Source organism: Flavobacterium sp. U410 (genome assembly GCF_053570605.1).
This window is the reverse complement of sequence record NZ_JBSEFI010000013.1, coordinates 78,727-98,096: the sequence shown is the minus strand read 5'-3', so window position 1 is coordinate 98,096 and position 19,370 is coordinate 78,727. Positions and strand designations below refer to the sequence as shown.

Here is a 19,370-nt window from a genome sequence, read left to right as displayed (position 1 = left end):
AAAACAATGAATAATTTACTAAAATTACTGGTACTTTTCCCAGTAATTTGCTTAAAAATGTATGCGCAAGGAGGTGCTTCCTCTTGCGCAGAACTTGAAGCGAACTACCAAGCCTATCAATCTTGTGCTACTTCTATTCCTTTTTCAAGTTCTGTAGGAGGTAATAGCGAATCTTTTAACACAAGTTGTATTCCAACAGCATTTGTTGGACCTACGTGGTTTTTTATTGAAGTTAAAGATCCGGGAAATATAGTTTTACAAATTAGGCAAACCAATTCTGCTGGAAATCAGGCCGATGTAGATTTTGTACTTTGGGGACCATTTTCCACTTTATCAAACGTTTGTAGCCAATTGAATCAATCGAAAGAAAAAGATTGTAGTTATTCCCCATCAGCAATAGAAACAGTAAGTATTCCATCAAGTACCACAGGGCAATTGTATGTTTTGTTAATTGACAATTATTCCGGTCAATCTGGACAAATTTCAGTGACTCAAACTGGTGGCACGGGTACAACAAATTGCGACTTTCTTTCTAGTGTAAAAATCAATAACACTGATGGAACTCCAATAAGCAATTTAGATGCTAATTTGTGTTTTTCTGATACTAAACAAATTACGGCAACCATAGATGTAAATGATTTCACCGGAAACACTAGTGATTTACGCTTCAATTATACTTGGTATAAAGATGGTGTACAAATAGGTGCTCCTATCCTAAATGACAATAACCCCACAAACACCATTACTGCGACCAGTTCTGGAAATTACAAAGTAGAAACTACAACTTATGATATTGTAAACAATCCCAGTCAAGACAATCCAACACCTACTTTGAGTGAAGCTGAAGTCGATTTATTTTTTCATATTACACCTGATGTAGTAATAACATTGAATGGTTATAGCTGCATAAATACAAATCCAAAACTTACAGCTAATGTTCTAAATTCATCTACGATGCTTAATGGCATTGACAACTTAACTTACCAATGGTATTTGAATAATAGCCCCATTTCTGGAGCTACGAGTCTAAGTTATACGCCTACTCAAATTGGAGATTATTTTATAAAAGTAACTAATAGCCCATGTCCCGAAGTTAATTCAAACACAATTCATATCATTGAGAATCCTGTTATTATTAATGATCCAGATGATATAGAAACATGCAGTAGATCTGAATTTGCAACTTTCAACATACAAGAAAATGAAAATTTAATTACGACTTCAACAAGTTATACTATAACATCTTTTACATATTTTACAACGCAAAATGATGCAATGGCTAACTCAAATCCAATAAGTAATACTACTGATTTTGCTAACACTATTCCAAATAATCAAACCATTTATATTAGAGTTACCGTAATAGTCAATCCTGCTACGAACGAAGAATGTTTTCTGATTTTAGAACAAAAATTAGTCGTAAAAAGATACCCTGAAGATATACTTTCAAATATCCTATACACTATTTGTTATGAAGCTGAAAACAACATTACCTACCCCGTTGATATCAACACTGGTTTAAATGAAGTCGATTATGAATTTACATGGTACAATGAGTTTAATGCTGTTCCCGGCAATGAAATTATTGGCGCTACAAGTAATTCGCTAACAACAAATAATCTTGGAGCATTTTCTGTAAAAATTACTGATATTACAGGAACTCTCCCTTGTGCTTCAATTTTTAATTTTACGACACAAGCTTCGCCAATTCCTCTATCGGTTACAGCAACACCAAGTGAATTAATCGCTTTTGACACCGACAACACCATTGTTGCAACCGCTACCCCCAACTCATCTGACTATTTATATTCAATTGATGACAGTGGTGAACAAGAGAATAATATTTTTTATAATGTATCACCAGGAAAACATATATTAAAAGCAATCAACAAATATGGCTGTGGAGAGACTAAAACAGTATTCACTATTGTAGATTATCCAAAATTTTTCACCCCTAATGGTGACTCTTTCAATGATTATTGGGGCATAAGAGACACTTCACTTTTTAGTACCTATACTGTCTCAATATTCGATCGCTATGGAAAATTGATTACACAGATAAACAAAAATACTCCAGAATGGGACGGCACATTAAACGGTCAAACACTTCCTGCTTCAGATTACTGGTTTAGATTAATTTATACCATAGATAATGTAGAATATGAATACCGTAATCATTTTACGTTAAAACGTTAAAATATAATCCTGACTCGTTCAGGATTTTTTTTTACCTCAAATCTAAAACAAAAGTTAAACTTTTAATACTTAATAGTAATACTATTATATTTGTATAGTTGTGCTAAATAAATATATCACATGCAAGCTATAATTGAAAATATCAGAATTACTATTAATGACAAACTTTACTTAAAAGACCCTGAAACTTCAGAGTTGGGAAGAAAGATTGTTGGTCAAAGTATTCTATTAATTAACGAAATTGGTTTTGATGCTTTCACCTTTAAAAAATTAGGTGAAAAAATTCAATCGAATGAAAGTTCCATTTACCGTTATTTTGAAAATAAACACAAATTATTAGTTTATCTATCTAATTGGTATTGGTCATGGGTCGAATATAATTTAGTTTTTGCTACCAATAGTATTGTAGATAACCCGTTAAGGCTAGACAAAGCCATAGAAATTTTAACTCATCCCATTACAAAAGATGATACTATTGCTCATATTGACGAAGCCATTCTTAATAAAATTATAATCGCCGAATTCACCAAAACTTTCCTAACTAAAGAGGTTGATGAAGAAAACAAAGACGGCTTCTTCATTATCTATAAAAGAGTTATTAACAGAATTTACGAAATGATTTCTAAAGTAAACCCTGAATATAAATATAGTAAAAGTTTAGCTTCTTCCATTGTTCAGGGAGCACTACATCAAAATTTCCTAAAAGATCATTTTCAAAGCCTAACCAGTCTTTCCGAAAGTGATTGCCTAACCGATTTTTACAAAGATCTTATAAAAAAAGTACTTATATGACGCCAATACAACGTTTTAAAAACCTGATTGAAATCGACAAAAAAGACATTTACCAAATTATTCTCTACTCTATTTTAGCGGGAATTATCAGTCTTTCTTTGCCTTTAGGAATCCAATCTATTGTTAATTTTCTTCAAGCCGGAAAAATCAGCACTTCATGGGTTGTTTTAGTCACTATTGTTGTGATTGGCGTGGCTACGGTTGGCGTTTTACGCATCATGCAGTATCGCATCAACGAAGACCTGCAACAAAAAATCTTTGTGCGCTCTTCATTTGAATTCGCTTACCGTTTTCCAAAAATTAAATTCAATAAACTGTATAATTATTCTCCACCGGAATTAGCCAATCGATTTTTTGACACTTTAACCGTTCAAAAAGGGTTTTCCAAACTATTACTTGACATTTCCGGCGCTGCTTTGCAAATATTCTTCGGAATCATTTTGCTGTCTTTATACCATTCTTTCTTTATTTTCTTTGGAATTATTTTACTGATTCTTCTGTATTTTATTTTCAAGGCCAATTTCAATCAAGGTTTAAATACCAGCTTAGAAGAATCTAATTACAAATATAAAGTTGCCCATTGGTTACAGGAAATTGCCCGAAACCATCTCAGTTTTAAAAACGAAAGACTATTTGATTTCTCATTACACAAAAATGATGATTTGGTTAACGAATATATTTCACACCGCGAAAGCCATTTCGAAATCTTAAGAAAACAATTCATTCAATTGATCGGTTTTAAAGTCCTTATTACTGCCGGACTTTTAATCATTGGCGGAATTTTAGTTTTGAACCAGCAAATGAATATTGGTCAGTTTGTAGCAGCTGAGATTGTAATTTTAACCATTATCACAGCCGTTGAAAAATTATTTTCCGGTTTAGAATTATTTTATGATGTATTGACTTCTTTAGAAAAAATAGGAAAAGTGGTTGATATGGAAATTGAAAATTGTGACATCAATAAAAACTATCAAATTGGCAATGATGATATTTTCTTAGAAACGGAAAACCTAAGCTATAAATTTCCTGATGGTGAAACCGAAATCATTAAAAACATCAACATTAGTATTGCTCCGAAGGATAAAATTTTAATAACCGGCGAAAATGGTTCCGGTAAAACAACATTACTTCGCCTACTAAGTCGTTTGTTAGAACCTGCCAGCGGAACCATTTTCATCAACAACAACAATTACAACAAATATTCTATTAACGATTATCGTTCTCACATTGGTGTAATTACGAAAGATGACAAATTGTTTGAAGGAACCATTATGGAGAATATCAGTTGTAACAATCCTGATTTTCCGATTCATCAAATTAACGATTTAATGGAAAAACTGAAGTTGAGCAAATACATCAAATCATTACCTGATGGTTTAGATACTAAAGTATATTCAGAAGGAAAGAAAATTAATTCTTCTATTATTCAAAAAATACTTTTGGCGCGTTGTATTATTTCAGCACCAAAAATCTTGTATTTGGAAGAACCTTTAGAAAATATTGACTCACAATCGGCAAAAGAAATTATTGATTTCTTAACTGCTGAAGATCAAAACTGGACGATTGTTGTAGTTTCTAAAAATGAGTATTGGAAACAAAAATGCAGCAAACATTACAATCTTGAAAACGGTGTCATTCAACCTATAAAATAAGTACAATGCTAAATATAACCGATAATAAAATAAGCCAATACATTGATTTAAAAAAGTATAAATCAACACAAATATTTGCCGACAATCCGCATTACAATGTCATCAAAAAAATTGTTTGGGGAATTGTAATCATCATCGTTTTATTCTTGTTTTTACCATGGACCCAAAACATTTCAGGGAGTGGATTTGTAACCACTTTAAAACCTAATCAGCGCCCGCAAACGATTCACACAGCCATTGCCGGAAGAATTGAAAAATGGTATGTTCAGGAAGGTGATTTTGTACACAAAGGCGACACCATTTTGTTTATTTCCGAAATCAAAGAAGACTACCTTGATCCTGATTTAGTAGAAAATACCGGAAACCAAGTTAAGGCAAAAGAAAACGCTGTTAATTCATACGAAGAAAAAGTAAAAGCGTTAGACATTCAGATGAATGCTATTGAAAACGAAAAAGGATTAAAACTTCAACAATCGCGAAATAAGTTAAAACAAGCCTACTTAAAAGTAAAAAGTGATAGTATGGATCTACAATCTATCATCACCCAACTTAAAATTGCTGAAACCCAATACAATCGTGCGGTGAGCTTAAACAAAGAAGGCTTAAAACCTATGACGTACGTAGAAGAGAAAAAAGTAAAACTTCAGGACATGGAAGCCAAAATTATCACACAAGAAAATAAATATTTGGCAAGTCAAAACGAAGTTTTAAATGCTACTATGGAAATCAACCGCATCATGGCGGAATACACAGAAAAAAGAGCCAAAGCGAGTAGTGATAAACAAACGGCTTTAAGTACTCAATTTGACACAGAAGCACAAGTAAACAAATTGCGCAATCAGTATACTAATTACAAAATTAGAAATGGTTTGTACTACATCACAGCACCACAAGATGGTTATGTTAACCGAGCATTACAATCGGGAATCGGAGAAACCATTAAAGACGGAACTCCTATTGTGAGTATCATGCCTGCCAATTTTGAAATTGCCGTAGAAACGTATGTAGATCCATTGAATTTTCCTTTGATTAATAAAGGTGAAAAAGTTCGTGTTTGGTTTGACGGATGGCCGACTATCGTTTTCAGCGGATGGCCCGGTGTTTCTTACGGAACATTTGGTGGTATTATTGTTGCCAAAGAAAATTTTATTAGTGAAAACGGAAAATATCGTGTTTTAATTGCTCCTGATCCGGCTGAAAAAGCATGGCCAAAAGAATTGAGCATTGGTGCCGGAACCCAAACTTTAGCCCTTTTAGAAGACGTACCTATTTGGTTCGAAATTTGGAGAACACTAAACGGATTCCCACCTAATTTTTACCAACCTAATGCTGCAAAAGGCAAAACGGATAAAAAATAAAGATCGTTATGAAGCATTTCATTTACATTCTTTTCGGTTTGTTTAGCTTGACTTCTTTTAGTCAGGAAATAAGCAATGAATTTACGTATGAAGAATTTTTGGCTTATGTCAAGAAATTTCATCCGTTGACCAAACAAGCCGATTTAAAAATATCGGAAGCACAGGCTAAATTATTAAAAGCCCGCGGTGCATTTGACCCTAAAATTGAATCTACTTTCAACCAAAAGGAATATGGCGATAAAAAATACTATTCGTTATTTAATGGAAGTTTTAAAATCCCAACTTGGTATGGCATTGAGATCAAAGCTGCTTTTGACAACAACGAAGGAATTTATCTGAATTCTGAAAACACGGTTCCCAATCAAGGTTTAACATCGTTTGGAATCAGCGTTCCTGTGGGACAAGGTTTGTGGATTAACGAACGAATGGCCGAGCTTAAAAAAGCAAAGTTATACCAAAGCGTGAACGAAGCTGAGCGAAAAATCATGATTACAGAAGTTATTGTAGAAGCTTCTCAAAGTTATTTCAATTGGAAAAGAAGTCACAGCGAAGTACAACTTTATGAGAATTATTTAGAAAATTCCATAATTCGTCATCAAGGAATTATTAAATCAGTACAATTAGGCGATAAATCCAAAATCGATAGCGTTGAAGCCGGGATTTTAGTCAAATCGAGACGTTTGAATTTAGAAAATGCCAAACTGAAATTGACAAAAGCCAAACTGGAACTTTCCAAATTTTTGTGGTCAGAAGATAGTGTTCCTTTGGAAGTTGGCGATAATTTATATCCGGAAGAACAATTAAAATCAACTATTCTACACACGTTAAACTTAGCCGATTTAAACGGTTTATCTTCAGACAATCATCCTAAGTTACATGCATTGGAACAAAAAATTGCCATTCAAACTATTGACAAACGCCTTAGTGCTAATAGTCTTTTACCTAAAATTGATTTGAGTTACAATTATTTATCAGAACCTAGTGCTATTGATAATTATCGTTTTGAAGATTATAAATTTGGGGTCAATTTCTATTTTCCGTTATTCTTACGAAAAGAACGCGCCAACTTAAAACTGGCAAAAATTAAACTTCAGGATTACCAATATACTTTAGATTTTGAAAGATTAAGTATTGGCAACAAAATTGAAGCCGGAAAACAAGAAATTTTATCCTTACAAAATCAAATGGAGATCAACGGATCATTAGTAAACGATTATGAACTCATGTTAGATGGCGAAGAACGCTTGTTCGAAATGGGAGAAAGTTCTTTATTCGTCATTAATTCGCGCGAAAACTCATTGGTTTCAGCTAAAATATCCGAAATCAATTTAGAAATCTCCTATCTCAACGCCGGAATTTCTTTGTATAAAACATTAGCCAATCCATAAAAAAATCCCGCACCATGCGGGATTTCATATTTTATGAAGACTAGTAACGTCCTCCTTTATTATTGTCTCTTGAGTTATAACCTCCTCTGTTATTTTCTCTTGAATTTGAGAAACCACCTCTGTTTCCGCCATTTCTATTGAAAGGCTTTCTATCTCCTTGTGGTTTCGGTTCAGATTTGTTTACAACAATCGCACGTCCATCAATTTTAGCACCGTTAAGTTCGTCAATTGCTTTTTGAGCTGCCTCATCACTAGGCATTTCCACGAAGCCAAAACCTTTACTTTTCCCAGTAAACTTATCTGTTATTACTTTAACAGAGCTTACCTCTCCGTATTCTTCGAAATACTCTCTTAAATCTGCTTCCTCTACGTTGAAAGGAAGGCTTCCTACAAAAATGTTCATTGAATTAATTTTATTTTGGAAGTAAAGGTAATCTTTTATCCCTATCCTTTACTTTTTTTATTTAATTTATTTTCAAATATTTAAATTTCTTAACTATTTCTTATTATGAAAAGCTCTTTCTACAGCTTCTTGGTGGTTTGGATGTGCTATTTTAATCAATTCCTTTTCACGTTGTTGTAAGGTTTTGCCATACAAATCTGCAATTCCATGTTCTGTAATTACATAATGAACATGAGCACGAGTAGTCACCACTCCGGCGCCTTGCTTTAAAAAGGGAACAATTCGACTTTCCCCTTTCTTGGTTACCGAAGGTAAGGCTATAATTGCTTTTCCTCCTTCACTTAAAGAAGCTCCTCTGATAAAATCCATTTGCCCTCCAACTCCGGAATACATTCGTGTTCCAATAGAATCGGCACATACTTGTCCTGTCAAATCTACTTCAATAGCCGAATTGATAGCAACCATTTTAGGGTTTTTTCTAATAAAAGCCGTATCGTTTACAATGGATGATTCTTTCATCACTAAAAAAGGATTATCATCCACAAAATCATACAATCGTTTAGACCCCACTAAAAAGGTAGCCAAAGCTTGCCCTCGGTAAACACCTTTGTAATTGCAATTGATGACATTCTTTTCAATCAGATCAATCACACCGTCAGAAAACATTTCGGTATGCAAACCTAAATCTTTGTGATGAATCAATTTACTTAAAGCGGCATTAGGAATAGAACCAATTCCCATTTGCAATGTACTTTTGTCTTCTATTAAGGAAGCAATGTACTCCCCTATTTTCTCTTCTTCTTTACTAAAAGGGATAACATCATGCGCATGAATAGGAAGATTCACTTCTACCAAATAATCAATTTCCGTAACGTGTAAAATTCCGTCTCCAAAAGTGCGCGGCATATTCGGATTTACTTGTGCTATAATACATTTTGCATTTTCTATAGCTGCTACCGTTGCTTCTACAGAAACTCCTAAAGAACAATAGCCATGACTATCGGGTGGGGAAACGTGAATTAAAGCGACATCTATATTTAAAATTTTATTGCGAAACAAATGAGGTAGCTCACTTAAAAAAACCGGTGTATAGGAACCGTTCCCTGCCTCTATAGTGTGTCGAACATTGGCACCAATAAAAAAAGAATTAACGTGAAAACTTTCTGCCAAATCGGGATTTGAATAAGGGGCATCTCCTTCTGTATGCAAATGACAGACTTCCACATTACGTAATTCACTAGCTCTATCGGCCAATGCTTTTGTCAGGACTGTTGGTGTGGCAGCCGCAGCCTGTACATATACTCTATTACCCGACTGAACCACTTTTAAGGCTTCAGCAGCGGAAACATACTTACTCATATTTTTGTTTTTTATTTATTTTTGACAAAGGTAGTCCTAGATTTTGAGTCTAAAAATGACTTTTCTCAAGCTTTGGTTCGGTTAATTTACTATTTTTTCATTACACTTGAAAAGTGAATTCTATTTTGCTCTTTTAAAAGTCGTAAACGAAACACTATAAAAAGATTAAATGTTGTACTTTTGCACTTTAAATTTTTTCAAAAAATGATTGTTTTAAAAACCAAAGAAGAAATCGAATTGATGCGTGAAAGCGCTTTGATAGTTTCTAAAACATTAGGCATGATTGCCAAAGAAATTAAACCCGGTGTTACTACATTATATTTAGATAAATTGGCTGAAGAGTTCATCAGAGATCATGGCGCCGAGCCTGGATTTTTAGGCATGTACGGATTTCCTAATTCCTTATGTATGAGTCCAAACACTCAGATTGTTCACGGAATCCCGAATGACACTCCTTTATTAGACGGAGATATTATCTCTGTTGATTGCGGTGCATATAAAAATGGTTTTCACGGAGACCACGCCTACACTTTTGAAGTAGGTGAAGTTGCTCCTGAAACTAAAGAACTTTTAAAAGTAACTAAAGAATCATTATACGTTGGCATCAGAGAAACCAAAGTTGGAAACCGTGTTGAAGACATTGGATATGCTATTCAACAATATTGCGAAAAACACGGTTATGGTGTAGTTCGTGAATTGTGCGGACACGGCTTAGGCAGAAAAATGCACGAAGATCCGGAAGTTCCTAATTATGGAAAACGTGGTCGCGGTAAAAAATTAGTGAACGGAATGGTTTTGGCTATCGAGCCAATGATTAATTTGGGAACCAAAAACATCCGCCAACACAAAGACGGTTGGACGATTACTACTGCTGACGGAAAGCCAAGTGCACACTTTGAACATGATGTAGCCATTGTTGACGGAAAACCGGAATTACTTTCCACTTTTGCTTACATCTACGAAGCATTAGGAATTACCAGCAACGAAGAAGACGGTTTGAGACAAGTTCCTTTGGTTTTGTAATTTTCCACAGAGAAACACTAAGCAACCTCAGAGATCCACAAAGCATGGACAAACTAAACGAGCTATCTTACAGAGTAATTGGACTTGCAATTGAAGTCCATAAAAATTTAGGACCTGGACTTCTAGAATCTGCTTATGAAGAATGTCTTTATTTTGAATTAGTAAATGCTGGATTGTATGTTAAAAAACAAGTTCCGCTACCTATTGTTTATAAAGATATCAAACTAGATCATGGGTATAGGATAGACTTGTTAGTGGAAGATTGTATCGTTATTGAACTCAAAACTGTTGAGAATTTTACTAATGTTCATTCTGCTCAAATCTTAACGTATCTAAAATTAGGGAATTTTCCTTTAGGTTTACTTATGAATTTTGATTCTAAAATTTTAAAAAACAATATTAAAAGATTTATAAACACTTAGCGAATCTCTGTATTTTCTTTGCTTAACTCTGTGTAATGCTACAATGAAGAAATTATTCAAGCTTGTTTTAAACACCATCCCACGCCCTGTCTTAATTCGTTTAAGCATAGTGGTTCGACCTGTTTTAGCTTTTCTGTTAAAAGGCAATCGTTTTACCGATCCTATTGACGGAAAAAGCTTTCGTATGTTTTTACCTTACGGATACGGGACACAACGCAACAACGTGTTATCGCCAAGTACACTTTCGTTAGAAAGGCATCGTTTGTTGTGGTTGTATTTGCAAAAGGAAACTAACTTTTTCACTTCAAAAGAAAAGTTGAAAGTATTGCATTTTGCACCCGAACAAGAGTTTTATAAGCGTTTTAAAAAACAGCCGAATTTAGAATACACAACAACCGATTTGTTATCGCCGCTTGCCGATGTCAAAGCCGATATCTGTAATCTACCTTTTGAAGACAATTCGTATGATATTATCTTTTGCAATCACGTTTTGGAACATATTCCTGATGACACCAAAGCCATGCAAGAATTATATCGGGTTATGAAGCCGGACGGATGGGGCATTTTCCAAATTCCGCAAGATTTAAACCGTGCAACTACTTTTACTGACGACAGCATTACCGATCCTAAAGAGCGAGCTAAAATATTCGGGCAATATGACCATGTGCGTGTTTATGGCAGAGATTATTTTGACAAACTAAGAAGCATAGGTTTTATAGTGGATGAAGTTGATTATACTGCAAAACTTTCACCGGAAGAAGTAGACCGTTTTTGTTTAGCTAAAGGCGAAATTATTCCGGTAGTTTTTAAATAGTTTTTTAAAACACTCAAAAAACAACAATCTTTCCGATTATGTGACTTTCTCGACTTCGCTCGAAGTGACAATTATTTTATAAGCAATTTAAAATTATCCGTTTGTAGTCTTTGTAACTCATTATTTTCGTCTGCATACATAATCATTACGTACAAATCGGGGTGACTTTTTATAAATTTCTTTCCTTCTTCTAAATTCATTACCATAAAAGCAGTAGCATAACCATCAGCCATAACGCATGACGATGCCAGAACTGTTGTACTCAACACATTGCTTTTTTGCGGCTTTCCGGTTTTAGGATTGATGGTGTGTACAAATTTTTCACCGGTAATTGTATCAGTAATCACTTTTCTATAATTCCCGGAAGTAGCCATTCCTAAGTTTTCAACGGCAATCGTTGCTATTAATTTACGTTCTTCTTTTGTTTGTAGCGGATCGTCAATTCCTACTACCCAATTTTTATTTTGAATGGTATTTTTCCCCATAGCAAACAATTCGCCTCCTATTTCCACTATAGCATTTTGAATTCCTTTTGCCTTCAAATAATCGACTGTAACATCAACAGAATAGCCTTGTGCAATAGCGTTAAAATCGAAATAAGTTTGCGGAAAATCTTTATGAATGGTTTGGTTGGAATTCATTTCTACTTTAGAAAAACCAACATATTGTAATAAGCTATCTATTTGTTGCTGCGTTAAATTATGATGTTGATGACCGGGACCAAATCCATAAGCGTTGACTAAAACCCCAATAGTCGGATCAAATAGTCCATTAGTTTCTTCATAAATTTTTTGAGAAGCTTTAAAAGTATCTGTAAACCATTTATCAACTACTACTGTAGTATCTCCGTTATTAATTTTAGCAATTTTTGACGTAGGCTTATAGGTAGAAAGCGAATTATCAAAAGCATCTAATATTGAATCTATTTGCGTTTTATTGATGATTTCTTCTTTAGCGATGTATTTGATACTATAGGTACTTCCTTGTGCTTCGCCTTGGATCATAAAAAAAGTGTCTTCTTTAGGTTGTTGGCAACTTACAAAAAGAAGTCCCAATACAAGACTATAGTAAAACTTTAAATCCTTCATAATTGATGATATAATCGGAGGTTTTGTAAATAGGCAATTCGAAATCAGAAGCATTAGCAATTCCAACGCCGGCAAACAACACTTTTGCTTTTTTCTCTTGAGCGTGTTTCAGGAAGGTTTCCATAAAAATAACATCGTACTCGTTTGGATTTTCCGGATACATTACCACTTGAACCATTACAAAATGCAAGGTATTTGTTTTATCGACACAAATAAACTGAGGATGTTTTCGCAATTGACTGTTAATAGCGATGAATTCAAAACCTTTGGATTCTAAATCTTTCCCCACATGGTTCATCGCAATCTGATGTAATTCTTGTAAACTGAGTTCTTCCATGATGCAAAAATAAATCATTCCATCATTTTTAGAGGCACTTTATTCTTTGAATTAATTACACCATGATAAAATTCATAGCCGTTTTCTTTAAATGTCTTCAATTCAGAATCATCAAAGTACTTTTTTACACTTGTAGAGTCACTCCAAACTTTAACGTTTACAAAATATTTCTTTTCTTTTTTTAATTTTACACTATTATGATTATAATCATCACCGAATGGTAATATAACATAATTTTCAATGTATTTTGTTTCTCCAGGATTCAATTTAAAATTATTTACTTTGAATAATTTACTCTTTTCAATATTTAAAAATCTTTCACCTAAATTACGTTCTATATAATTATAATAATTTTCTTTACAGTCTTTATCGATATAACTTATTATTCTACTATAGACTTCTAAACTATCATTTTCTGAACTAAAAACTAAAATATCTTTTCTATTGAAATATTCTTTTCTTTTAAAGAAAAAACTTGATCCATAACCAAGATTAAATACATATTTATGATCCGAATTATTCGTAACCTTATATTTATATTTAGTTATATATTTTTTTTGATATTCCTCAGAAAAAAATTCATAATCATCCCCTGAATAACAAACAAATTCATTAGTAAGAATCTCTAATTTCACACCATTATTTTCTTCTTTACAAGAGTAAAAAAATAAAAGTAAAAAAAGCAAACTTATTTTCTTTATAACAAAAAAATAAGAATTATACTACTTATAAAACAAAAACTATTTCCAATTACCCAACAAAAATCAAACCCTTTTAAAATACAGAATCATACACACGTATAAAATTTTTTTCCACAGTTCTGACATTTTTCATTTCTTATTTCTTTTTCACTCAAAGTAATTTTACAATTTGGGCATATCCCACAAATAGTTTTACATACTGTACATTCACCCAATAAAGCCTGTTTTTTTTATTCCTAAAGAGACTAAAACTTCCCTAAAAGTATAATATTTAATTCCTCCAAAAAAGGAAAAACCTAAAAGATGAACTTTTGAACAGATGTCTTTTAAATTACACTTTGTAAAGTTTCTCTCGTAATTACAAGATTGACATTTTTTATAAACACTATCATGTCATTTTATTATTTAATATCCCTAAAAAAATAATAATTGAAATTTGTATAAACAATAAGATGTGAGGGCAATTTGTTCACTTTTAAATTTTCGAAGAATTAAATTAAAGATAGCTTCCAAAAAAAATATTTTTTTCAATATCAAATTCTTCTCCTTTTACACCAACAATCTTAAAGCAATTTCCTTTAAATTCATCAAATCCCTTCATAGGAAAATCAACCTTTACTATTTTAGTTACTTTAAAATTTAAAATCACTTCAATTTCCTTAAAAGTGTATAAAGAAAATAACTTTATAGAAAATGTTTTTATTAATATTCTATCATCAATTATAGACATCTCCTTTATAGCGCTATTCATTAATTTACAATAATTAATTTGCGTATAAATAAAGAAGATTGCTATTAGAACAATACCCAAAATTCCAAAAGCTATAGTTTCGTTTTTTTTATTAGAAGAATCTAAAATCATGCTAAAAATCAGCATTCCAAAAAATAAGAATATAAATATATGCGGAACTATTGATTTTTTTTGATGATTATCAATTTTTTCTTGAAATAAAATACTTTTCTTCATAACACAAAAATAAGAATTATGCTATTTATAATAAAAAAAACCGTTCCGATAACGGAACGGTCTTTTACTTTTATTTTGAATTGGATTACCCTCCGAAGTCATCGAAACGAACATTTTCTTTTGGCACACCCCAATCGTCACACATTTTTACAACTGCGTTGTTCATCATTGGTGGTCCACAGAAATAGAATTTCGGACTATCGCTTCAAACTAAAATGTCCTTTAACTAATCTCCCATTTTCCAACTCCATAGAATACCAATAATCAGAAGAAGGCATAAGTTTTCCGTTAAAAGTACCATCCCATCCGTTTCCTAAAGGACTTATCTGTTGGATTAATTTTCCGTATCTATCGAAAATATAAATGATCGTTTGTGCATTAAAATAAGTATTAGCTCCTTTTATATTCCAAGTATCATTGTATCCGTCTCCATTTGGTGTAAAGAAATTAGGAATTCCCAGAATTGAAACACCTTCGGTAACTGTTCCACATCCATTTTGATCACGAACATAGACTGTATATATTCCGGGTTCCAAATTATAAAAGGAATTTGATTCTTGATAATATTCATTGTCTAAACTGTAATCGTAATCTCCTACCCCGCTTACATTAACAAGTATAGAATTATTATCCGATAGTTCTACAATATCAATATTCTGAATTGCAGCAATGTTCGAAGCATTTACCTGAATTGTTCTTGTCACAGTGCAACCATCAGTACTAATAACATCAGCAGTATAAATTCCTTCTGCGTTAACTGTTAGCTCATAATTATTTTCTCCCGTTATCAATCCTCCATCCAGATACCAATTGTAATTATAATTATTTTGCAATGTTTCGTCCAATAGACCTGCATTGATCGTTTTAGTAAAAGTTGGATCATTACTACACACTAATTCTTCTCCATTAAGATCAATCCTTGGCAATGGGTATACTTCAAATGCTAATGTCGTTGTTGCAACACAGCTTGTGTTAACTGAATTTACTACTTCAACCAAAACATTTTGTGTACTCGTGATAAAAGGATCCGGTAACGGACTAGTCAATGCATTTCCGTTTTCATCATAATAATTGACCGTCATTCCTGTTTGAGTTCCCAAAATAATATTTTGAAAATTGGAAGTATCAAAAGCAAATTGCCCGTCTTGAAAATTAGGAACGGTTTCGTCGTCACAAACTTTAATTAAATTATCAGGAATGGGAAAGGCTTGTGGCAGATCATCAACAGTAAATGTTATCGTTGTGTCATAAAAACACGCAGTAGCTGTAGTATTGGTTACTCTTACTGTTAACGTTTGTGTGGCAGTAGTAAAAGGATTGGTCATAGATACTGGATTTCCTGCTGAATTAAAATAAGAAACGGTTACATTGGTTAATCCATTTAGCAATTCACTTTCTAAGTTAGTCGTATTGAAATCAAATTGTCCGTCTTGATCATCATCACAATGTGTATAATGTAGCGGTTGAACTATGGGAAGAGGCTCCACATGCAACGTCACATGATGTCCTAAACCTAAACATTCATTATTCACCTGACTATCCACACGTACATAAATATCCTGAGTCGCCGGATAACCTATATTGGTGTAGTTGGATATATCGTTTATCCTATTTTGTTCTGCCAAAGCATCAGCGAGATTTCTATAATAGGTTGTTTCCAGCAATTGCCCTGCCGGATATTGTGCCTGAATCACACTATTTACACTACTAAAATCAAAAGTAGCTATCCCATCTGTATTGGAACCGGAAACGGTATCATCGCACACATAAAAATGTTGTTGGATACTGCTTGAAATTAAAGTGGTTGAAACTACTAAATTTAAGGTAACTACCCGATAGCATCCGTTTGCGTTTTCTACTCTTACATACACCGCATCATTACTCACTATTTGATTTTCATATGCAATCGTATCCGTAATAGGGTTTGAAGCACTATCGGCTAACGGTAGTGTTTCATAGAACGTATAGGTTAACGTTGAATCATTACTAATTAGTTCAATCGCTTCAGTAAGGTTAAATTTGCTAAAACCATCATTATCGTCATCACATTGTTTTAAAACAACCGGAGTATTCACAACCGGTAAACTAAATACTTCTATCTGAAAAGACGTCGTAGCAAAACAATCTGGGTTTTGGGTATTGTAAACTTTTATATAAATGGTTTCTACATTAACTGTGTTTACATAATTAGTTGGAGTCGTGATTAGATTTGTTAATGCACTATCTGTGTAATATTCTACGGTAAAAGTGGCTGTTGATTGTCCATTCAAAATAGCATTTTGCCTTTCTGTTAAATCAAAAACAACTCTCCCATCTGCATCCGTTCCAAAACTTATATTATCACACTTTGTTATGGGTTGAATATTCGTTCCCGGAATCGGACTTTCAAAAACCTGAATTTCGAAAGTGGTTGTTGCTGTACAATTTCCATTATCCACATTATATACTTCAGCAGTTATGGTTTCTGCGGTATAAGCCGCTACATTTGGGTAACTTGTCGGAGTAGTAATTTCACTTGCGCCTGAAAAATAACGGACATTAAATTGTGTATCATCTTGTCCGCTTAGAATGGCTGCTGTTTTTGAGGTAAGATTAAAATTGTAAAAACCATCGTTATTATCATCACATTCAACTATATTTAGTGGTTGTGTTGCTGTGGGTATCTCGGAAATAATGATGTCTCTGGTTGTTACTCCTGTCCCGTAACTACTAGCAGCAGTAACAGCTACTGAATAAATTCCCGGACTAGTATAAATATGGTTTGGTATTAAATCTGTAGAACCACTACCGTCACCAAAATCCCAAGTAGCACTTGTTACAGAGGAATTACTCAACTGAAATTGAACGGACTCTCCGACGCAAGCATTTTGAAATTGGATAGCAGTAGCAAAATAAGATTGATTAAAAACCGGTAGTCCTAAAGCAGGACTTCTTCCTAACAAATCAACTTGATTAGGAACAAAATTACACCCAGTCCCTATTACATCAGGATCATTAATACAGCCTAAATAAGGGTTACTTCCCATAGCACAATATATTTTACCATCTGGCCCAAGTTGTAACGCTCTGGGATAATACGGTGTAGGGTATAAACTAGTCTGATATAAAGTAACTATCGAACTGGGGATATTTGCACTAGTCAGATCAAATTGGTATAAAAATTCGGGATTATTTGACGAAACATATAAAGCGTTTTCCGAAGGTGAAAATTCTACTCCATAAATACGACCTACAGAATAATGCATTAACGTTTGATAATTAGAGATTACTCCTGAATTTCTATTGAAATCATATAATTCCAAATAGTTTTCATCATAATAATAACTCTGAGTATAGCAAACTGCTAATTTTTGACCTGTAGGCGATATTTTCATAGCTCCTGCGGAACCATTCTTATTAGAACCATTACTTGCTAATGCAGGTACATACCCCAAACTACTTTGAATAGGAGAAGTATTTAATCCCGAACCAGTTAACAAATGACTATAGAATGTATTACTTCCAAAAGCGTGTGTAATTATCCAGAAATCAGTTTCATTAGCATGTTTTACGACGGTTAATTTCTCGCACGATGGTGTATAAATCAACATGTTTTTTGTTATAACACCTCCATAACCTCCATCTAAGTTAAGATCAATTATTGAATACCTAAAACCATTTGCATTTGACATTTGATCAAGTGTAAAAACATAGAACAGATTAGAGGAACCTGGTAAAGGAACTATGGTACCCGATTGTGTGGAAGATTCATTTCCTAACAAACCGCTACCATTTAGCATAACTTGATGATTGCGATTATAAATAGTCATTCCGTCAGTGTAAAAAAGCAACTGACCGGAGGCATCAGATAATGTTGCGCAACCTTCTAGGGTTTGCATAGCACTATCCGTTAAGGCAATAGGTACTCCGCTATTAAAAGTTACACCAGCGTTTTGTCCAAAATACCAATTATTGGCTTCTCCTTGTGCAAAAGAAGCCAATACTGATAACAACAATACTATTGTAAATTTTAATTTCATTTAGCCGTTTTTATTCAATTAATTAGGCCATTCAATAGAAACCACAAATTGTAAATTTATTTCAGGGTATGTCAAGGTAACGGTATTTGGCATAGTAGTCGTATAAGCACTAAGATTAAAATCACGATAGTCGGGTGGTCCCATCATTAAATCTTGACCAATATCTCCATCGCTATCGGCTAACCCCATTCTAATTGTCTTTTCCGGTTTAATGTACAGATTCTCGTTAGTTAAATCCCATGTCAAATCGCCTTGATTTTGTTTCACTACAGATTGATACCAATAATGATAACTATACGTTCCATAAAATGGATTGCCTATGGTAGTTTTATGAAACCCAAAGAAAACATCCGCTAAATGATCGGGATTAGTTGATGGATACTCCGGATCCCAAGTAGTGTCAATTCCATTAAAAGAAATTACCTGAAACCCTGTAATTTTAACCGCATTCCCTCTATTGACAAGAATATCTACGCTTTTTACTTGACTATATACATTGTTCTCATTCATTGCCTTAAAATAAATAGTAGTAACGCCTATTTCATCTAAGGTGAAATTTAATTCTTTAGACGTTCCGTAATTGGTATACTGTCCAAACTCTGTCATAAAGTTATCGTATGAAAACAATATGCCAGCCATATTTTCTTCACTAGTAATGGTTATCGTAAATGCTTCGTCTACATTTACAGAAGAACTCTCTACAACTGCGTTAATTATAAATGTAGGAGTTGGAACCTCCGGTTCGTTTATAGGTTGATTAACAACCTCTGCACTTGTATCGTCACCACTACATGATAATGCAATAAAAGTTATTACTATTAAAATTATTTTTTTCATATTAAAATTTTTAT

General features: G+C 33.4%; 16 protein-coding genes. 8 read left to right on the top strand and 8 right to left on the bottom strand.

Annotated features, from left to right (window positions below; translation table 11 throughout):
• Positions 1 to 6 precede the first annotated feature (6 nt).
• The 5 genes from ACUSJC_RS10105 to ACUSJC_RS10085 all read left to right on the top strand — a co-directional run bounded on the left by ACUSJC_RS10105 (position 7) and on the right by ACUSJC_RS10085 (position 7,386).
• Positions 7 to 2,196, top strand: coding sequence for a T9SS type B sorting domain-containing protein (locus ACUSJC_RS10105; protein ID WP_449269454.1), 2,190 nt, complete (start codon positions 7 to 9; stop codon positions 2,194 to 2,196).
• 120 nt (positions 2,197 to 2,316) lie between these two features.
• Positions 2,317 to 2,988 carry a TetR/AcrR family transcriptional regulator gene (locus tag ACUSJC_RS10100; protein ID WP_449269453.1) on the top strand — a complete coding sequence of 224 codons (672 nt, stop codon included), beginning with the start codon at positions 2,317 to 2,319 and terminating at the stop codon, positions 2,986 to 2,988.
• Positions 2,985 to 4,640, top strand: coding sequence for a peptidase domain-containing ABC transporter (locus ACUSJC_RS10095; protein ID WP_449269452.1), 1,656 nt, complete (start codon positions 2,985 to 2,987; stop codon positions 4,638 to 4,640). Before ACUSJC_RS10100 ends, ACUSJC_RS10095 begins: the two co-directional genes overlap by 4 nt.
• Positions 4,641 to 4,645: 5 nt before the next feature.
• A complete protein-coding gene (locus tag ACUSJC_RS10090; RefSeq protein WP_449269451.1) occupies positions 4,646 to 5,998 on the top strand; it encodes an HlyD family secretion protein in 1,353 nt (450 codons plus the stop codon).
• A gap of 8 nt (positions 5,999 to 6,006) precedes the next feature.
• Positions 6,007 to 7,386: a TolC family protein gene (locus ACUSJC_RS10085; protein WP_449269450.1), complete on the top strand. Its 1,380-nt coding sequence runs from the start codon at positions 6,007 to 6,009 to the stop codon at positions 7,384 to 7,386.
• Between the two features lie 40 nt (positions 7,387 to 7,426).
• Here ACUSJC_RS10085 and ACUSJC_RS10080 read toward each other — a convergent pair whose 3' ends face one another.
• Entirely contained in the window at positions 7,427 to 7,789 is a 363-nt protein-coding gene (locus ACUSJC_RS10080) for an RNA recognition motif domain-containing protein (protein WP_449269449.1), read from the bottom strand.
• Positions 7,790 to 7,882: 93 nt separating this feature from the next.
• The gene (locus ACUSJC_RS10075) at positions 7,883 to 9,148 is read right to left on the bottom strand and encodes an acetyl-CoA hydrolase/transferase family protein (protein WP_449269448.1); all 1,266 of its coding nucleotides are present in this window, start codon (positions 9,146 to 9,148) and stop codon (positions 7,883 to 7,885) included.
• Between the two features lie 204 nt (positions 9,149 to 9,352).
• Between ACUSJC_RS10075 and map the strand changes: the two genes are divergently transcribed.
• From map to ACUSJC_RS10060, 3 genes are read left to right on the top strand one after another with little or no spacing between them, the layout of a single operon-like run.
• On the top strand, positions 9,353 to 10,171 hold the full coding sequence (gene map, locus ACUSJC_RS10070) for a type I methionyl aminopeptidase (RefSeq protein ID WP_449269447.1): 819 nt from the start codon (positions 9,353 to 9,355) through the stop codon (positions 10,169 to 10,171).
• 44 nt (positions 10,172 to 10,215) lie between these two features.
• Positions 10,216 to 10,593, top strand: a complete 378-nt coding sequence (locus ACUSJC_RS10065; protein ID WP_449269446.1) for a GxxExxY protein — start codon at positions 10,216 to 10,218, stop codon at positions 10,591 to 10,593.
• A 43-nt stretch (positions 10,594 to 10,636) separates the two neighbouring features.
• Positions 10,637 to 11,407 carry a class I SAM-dependent methyltransferase gene (locus ACUSJC_RS10060; protein WP_449269445.1) on the top strand — a complete coding sequence of 257 codons (771 nt, stop codon included), beginning with the start codon at positions 10,637 to 10,639 and terminating at the stop codon, positions 11,405 to 11,407.
• 71 nt (positions 11,408 to 11,478) lie between these two features.
• Here the strand turns inward: ACUSJC_RS10060 and ACUSJC_RS10055 are convergent, their stop codons facing one another.
• From ACUSJC_RS10055 to ACUSJC_RS10030, 6 genes are all read right to left on the bottom strand, one after another.
• On the bottom strand, positions 11,479 to 12,495 hold the full coding sequence (locus ACUSJC_RS10055) for an FAD:protein FMN transferase (protein ID WP_449269444.1): 1,017 nt from the start codon (positions 12,493 to 12,495) through the stop codon (positions 11,479 to 11,481).
• A complete protein-coding gene (locus ACUSJC_RS10050; protein ID WP_449269443.1) occupies positions 12,470 to 12,850 on the bottom strand; it encodes a Na(+)-translocating NADH-quinone reductase subunit F in 381 nt (126 codons plus the stop codon). Before ACUSJC_RS10050 ends, ACUSJC_RS10055 begins: the two co-directional genes overlap by 26 nt.
• A complete protein-coding gene (locus ACUSJC_RS10045) occupies positions 12,847 to 13,467 on the bottom strand; it encodes a hypothetical protein (RefSeq protein WP_449269442.1) in 621 nt (206 codons plus the stop codon). Before ACUSJC_RS10045 ends, ACUSJC_RS10050 begins: the two co-directional genes overlap by 4 nt.
• A gap of 562 nt (positions 13,468 to 14,029) precedes the next feature.
• Complete coding sequence (locus ACUSJC_RS10040; RefSeq protein ID WP_449269441.1) at positions 14,030 to 14,500, bottom strand: hypothetical protein; 471 nt, start codon at positions 14,498 to 14,500, stop codon at positions 14,030 to 14,032.
• A 197-nt stretch (positions 14,501 to 14,697) separates the two neighbouring features.
• Entirely contained in the window at positions 14,698 to 18,519 is a 3,822-nt protein-coding gene (locus ACUSJC_RS10035) for a T9SS type B sorting domain-containing protein (protein WP_449269440.1), read from the bottom strand.
• An 18-nt stretch (positions 18,520 to 18,537) separates the two neighbouring features.
• The gene (locus ACUSJC_RS10030; RefSeq protein ID WP_449269439.1) at positions 18,538 to 19,356 is read right to left on the bottom strand and encodes a hypothetical protein; all 819 of its coding nucleotides are present in this window, start codon (positions 19,354 to 19,356) and stop codon (positions 18,538 to 18,540) included.
• Between the last annotated feature and the right edge of the window lie 14 nt (positions 19,357 to 19,370).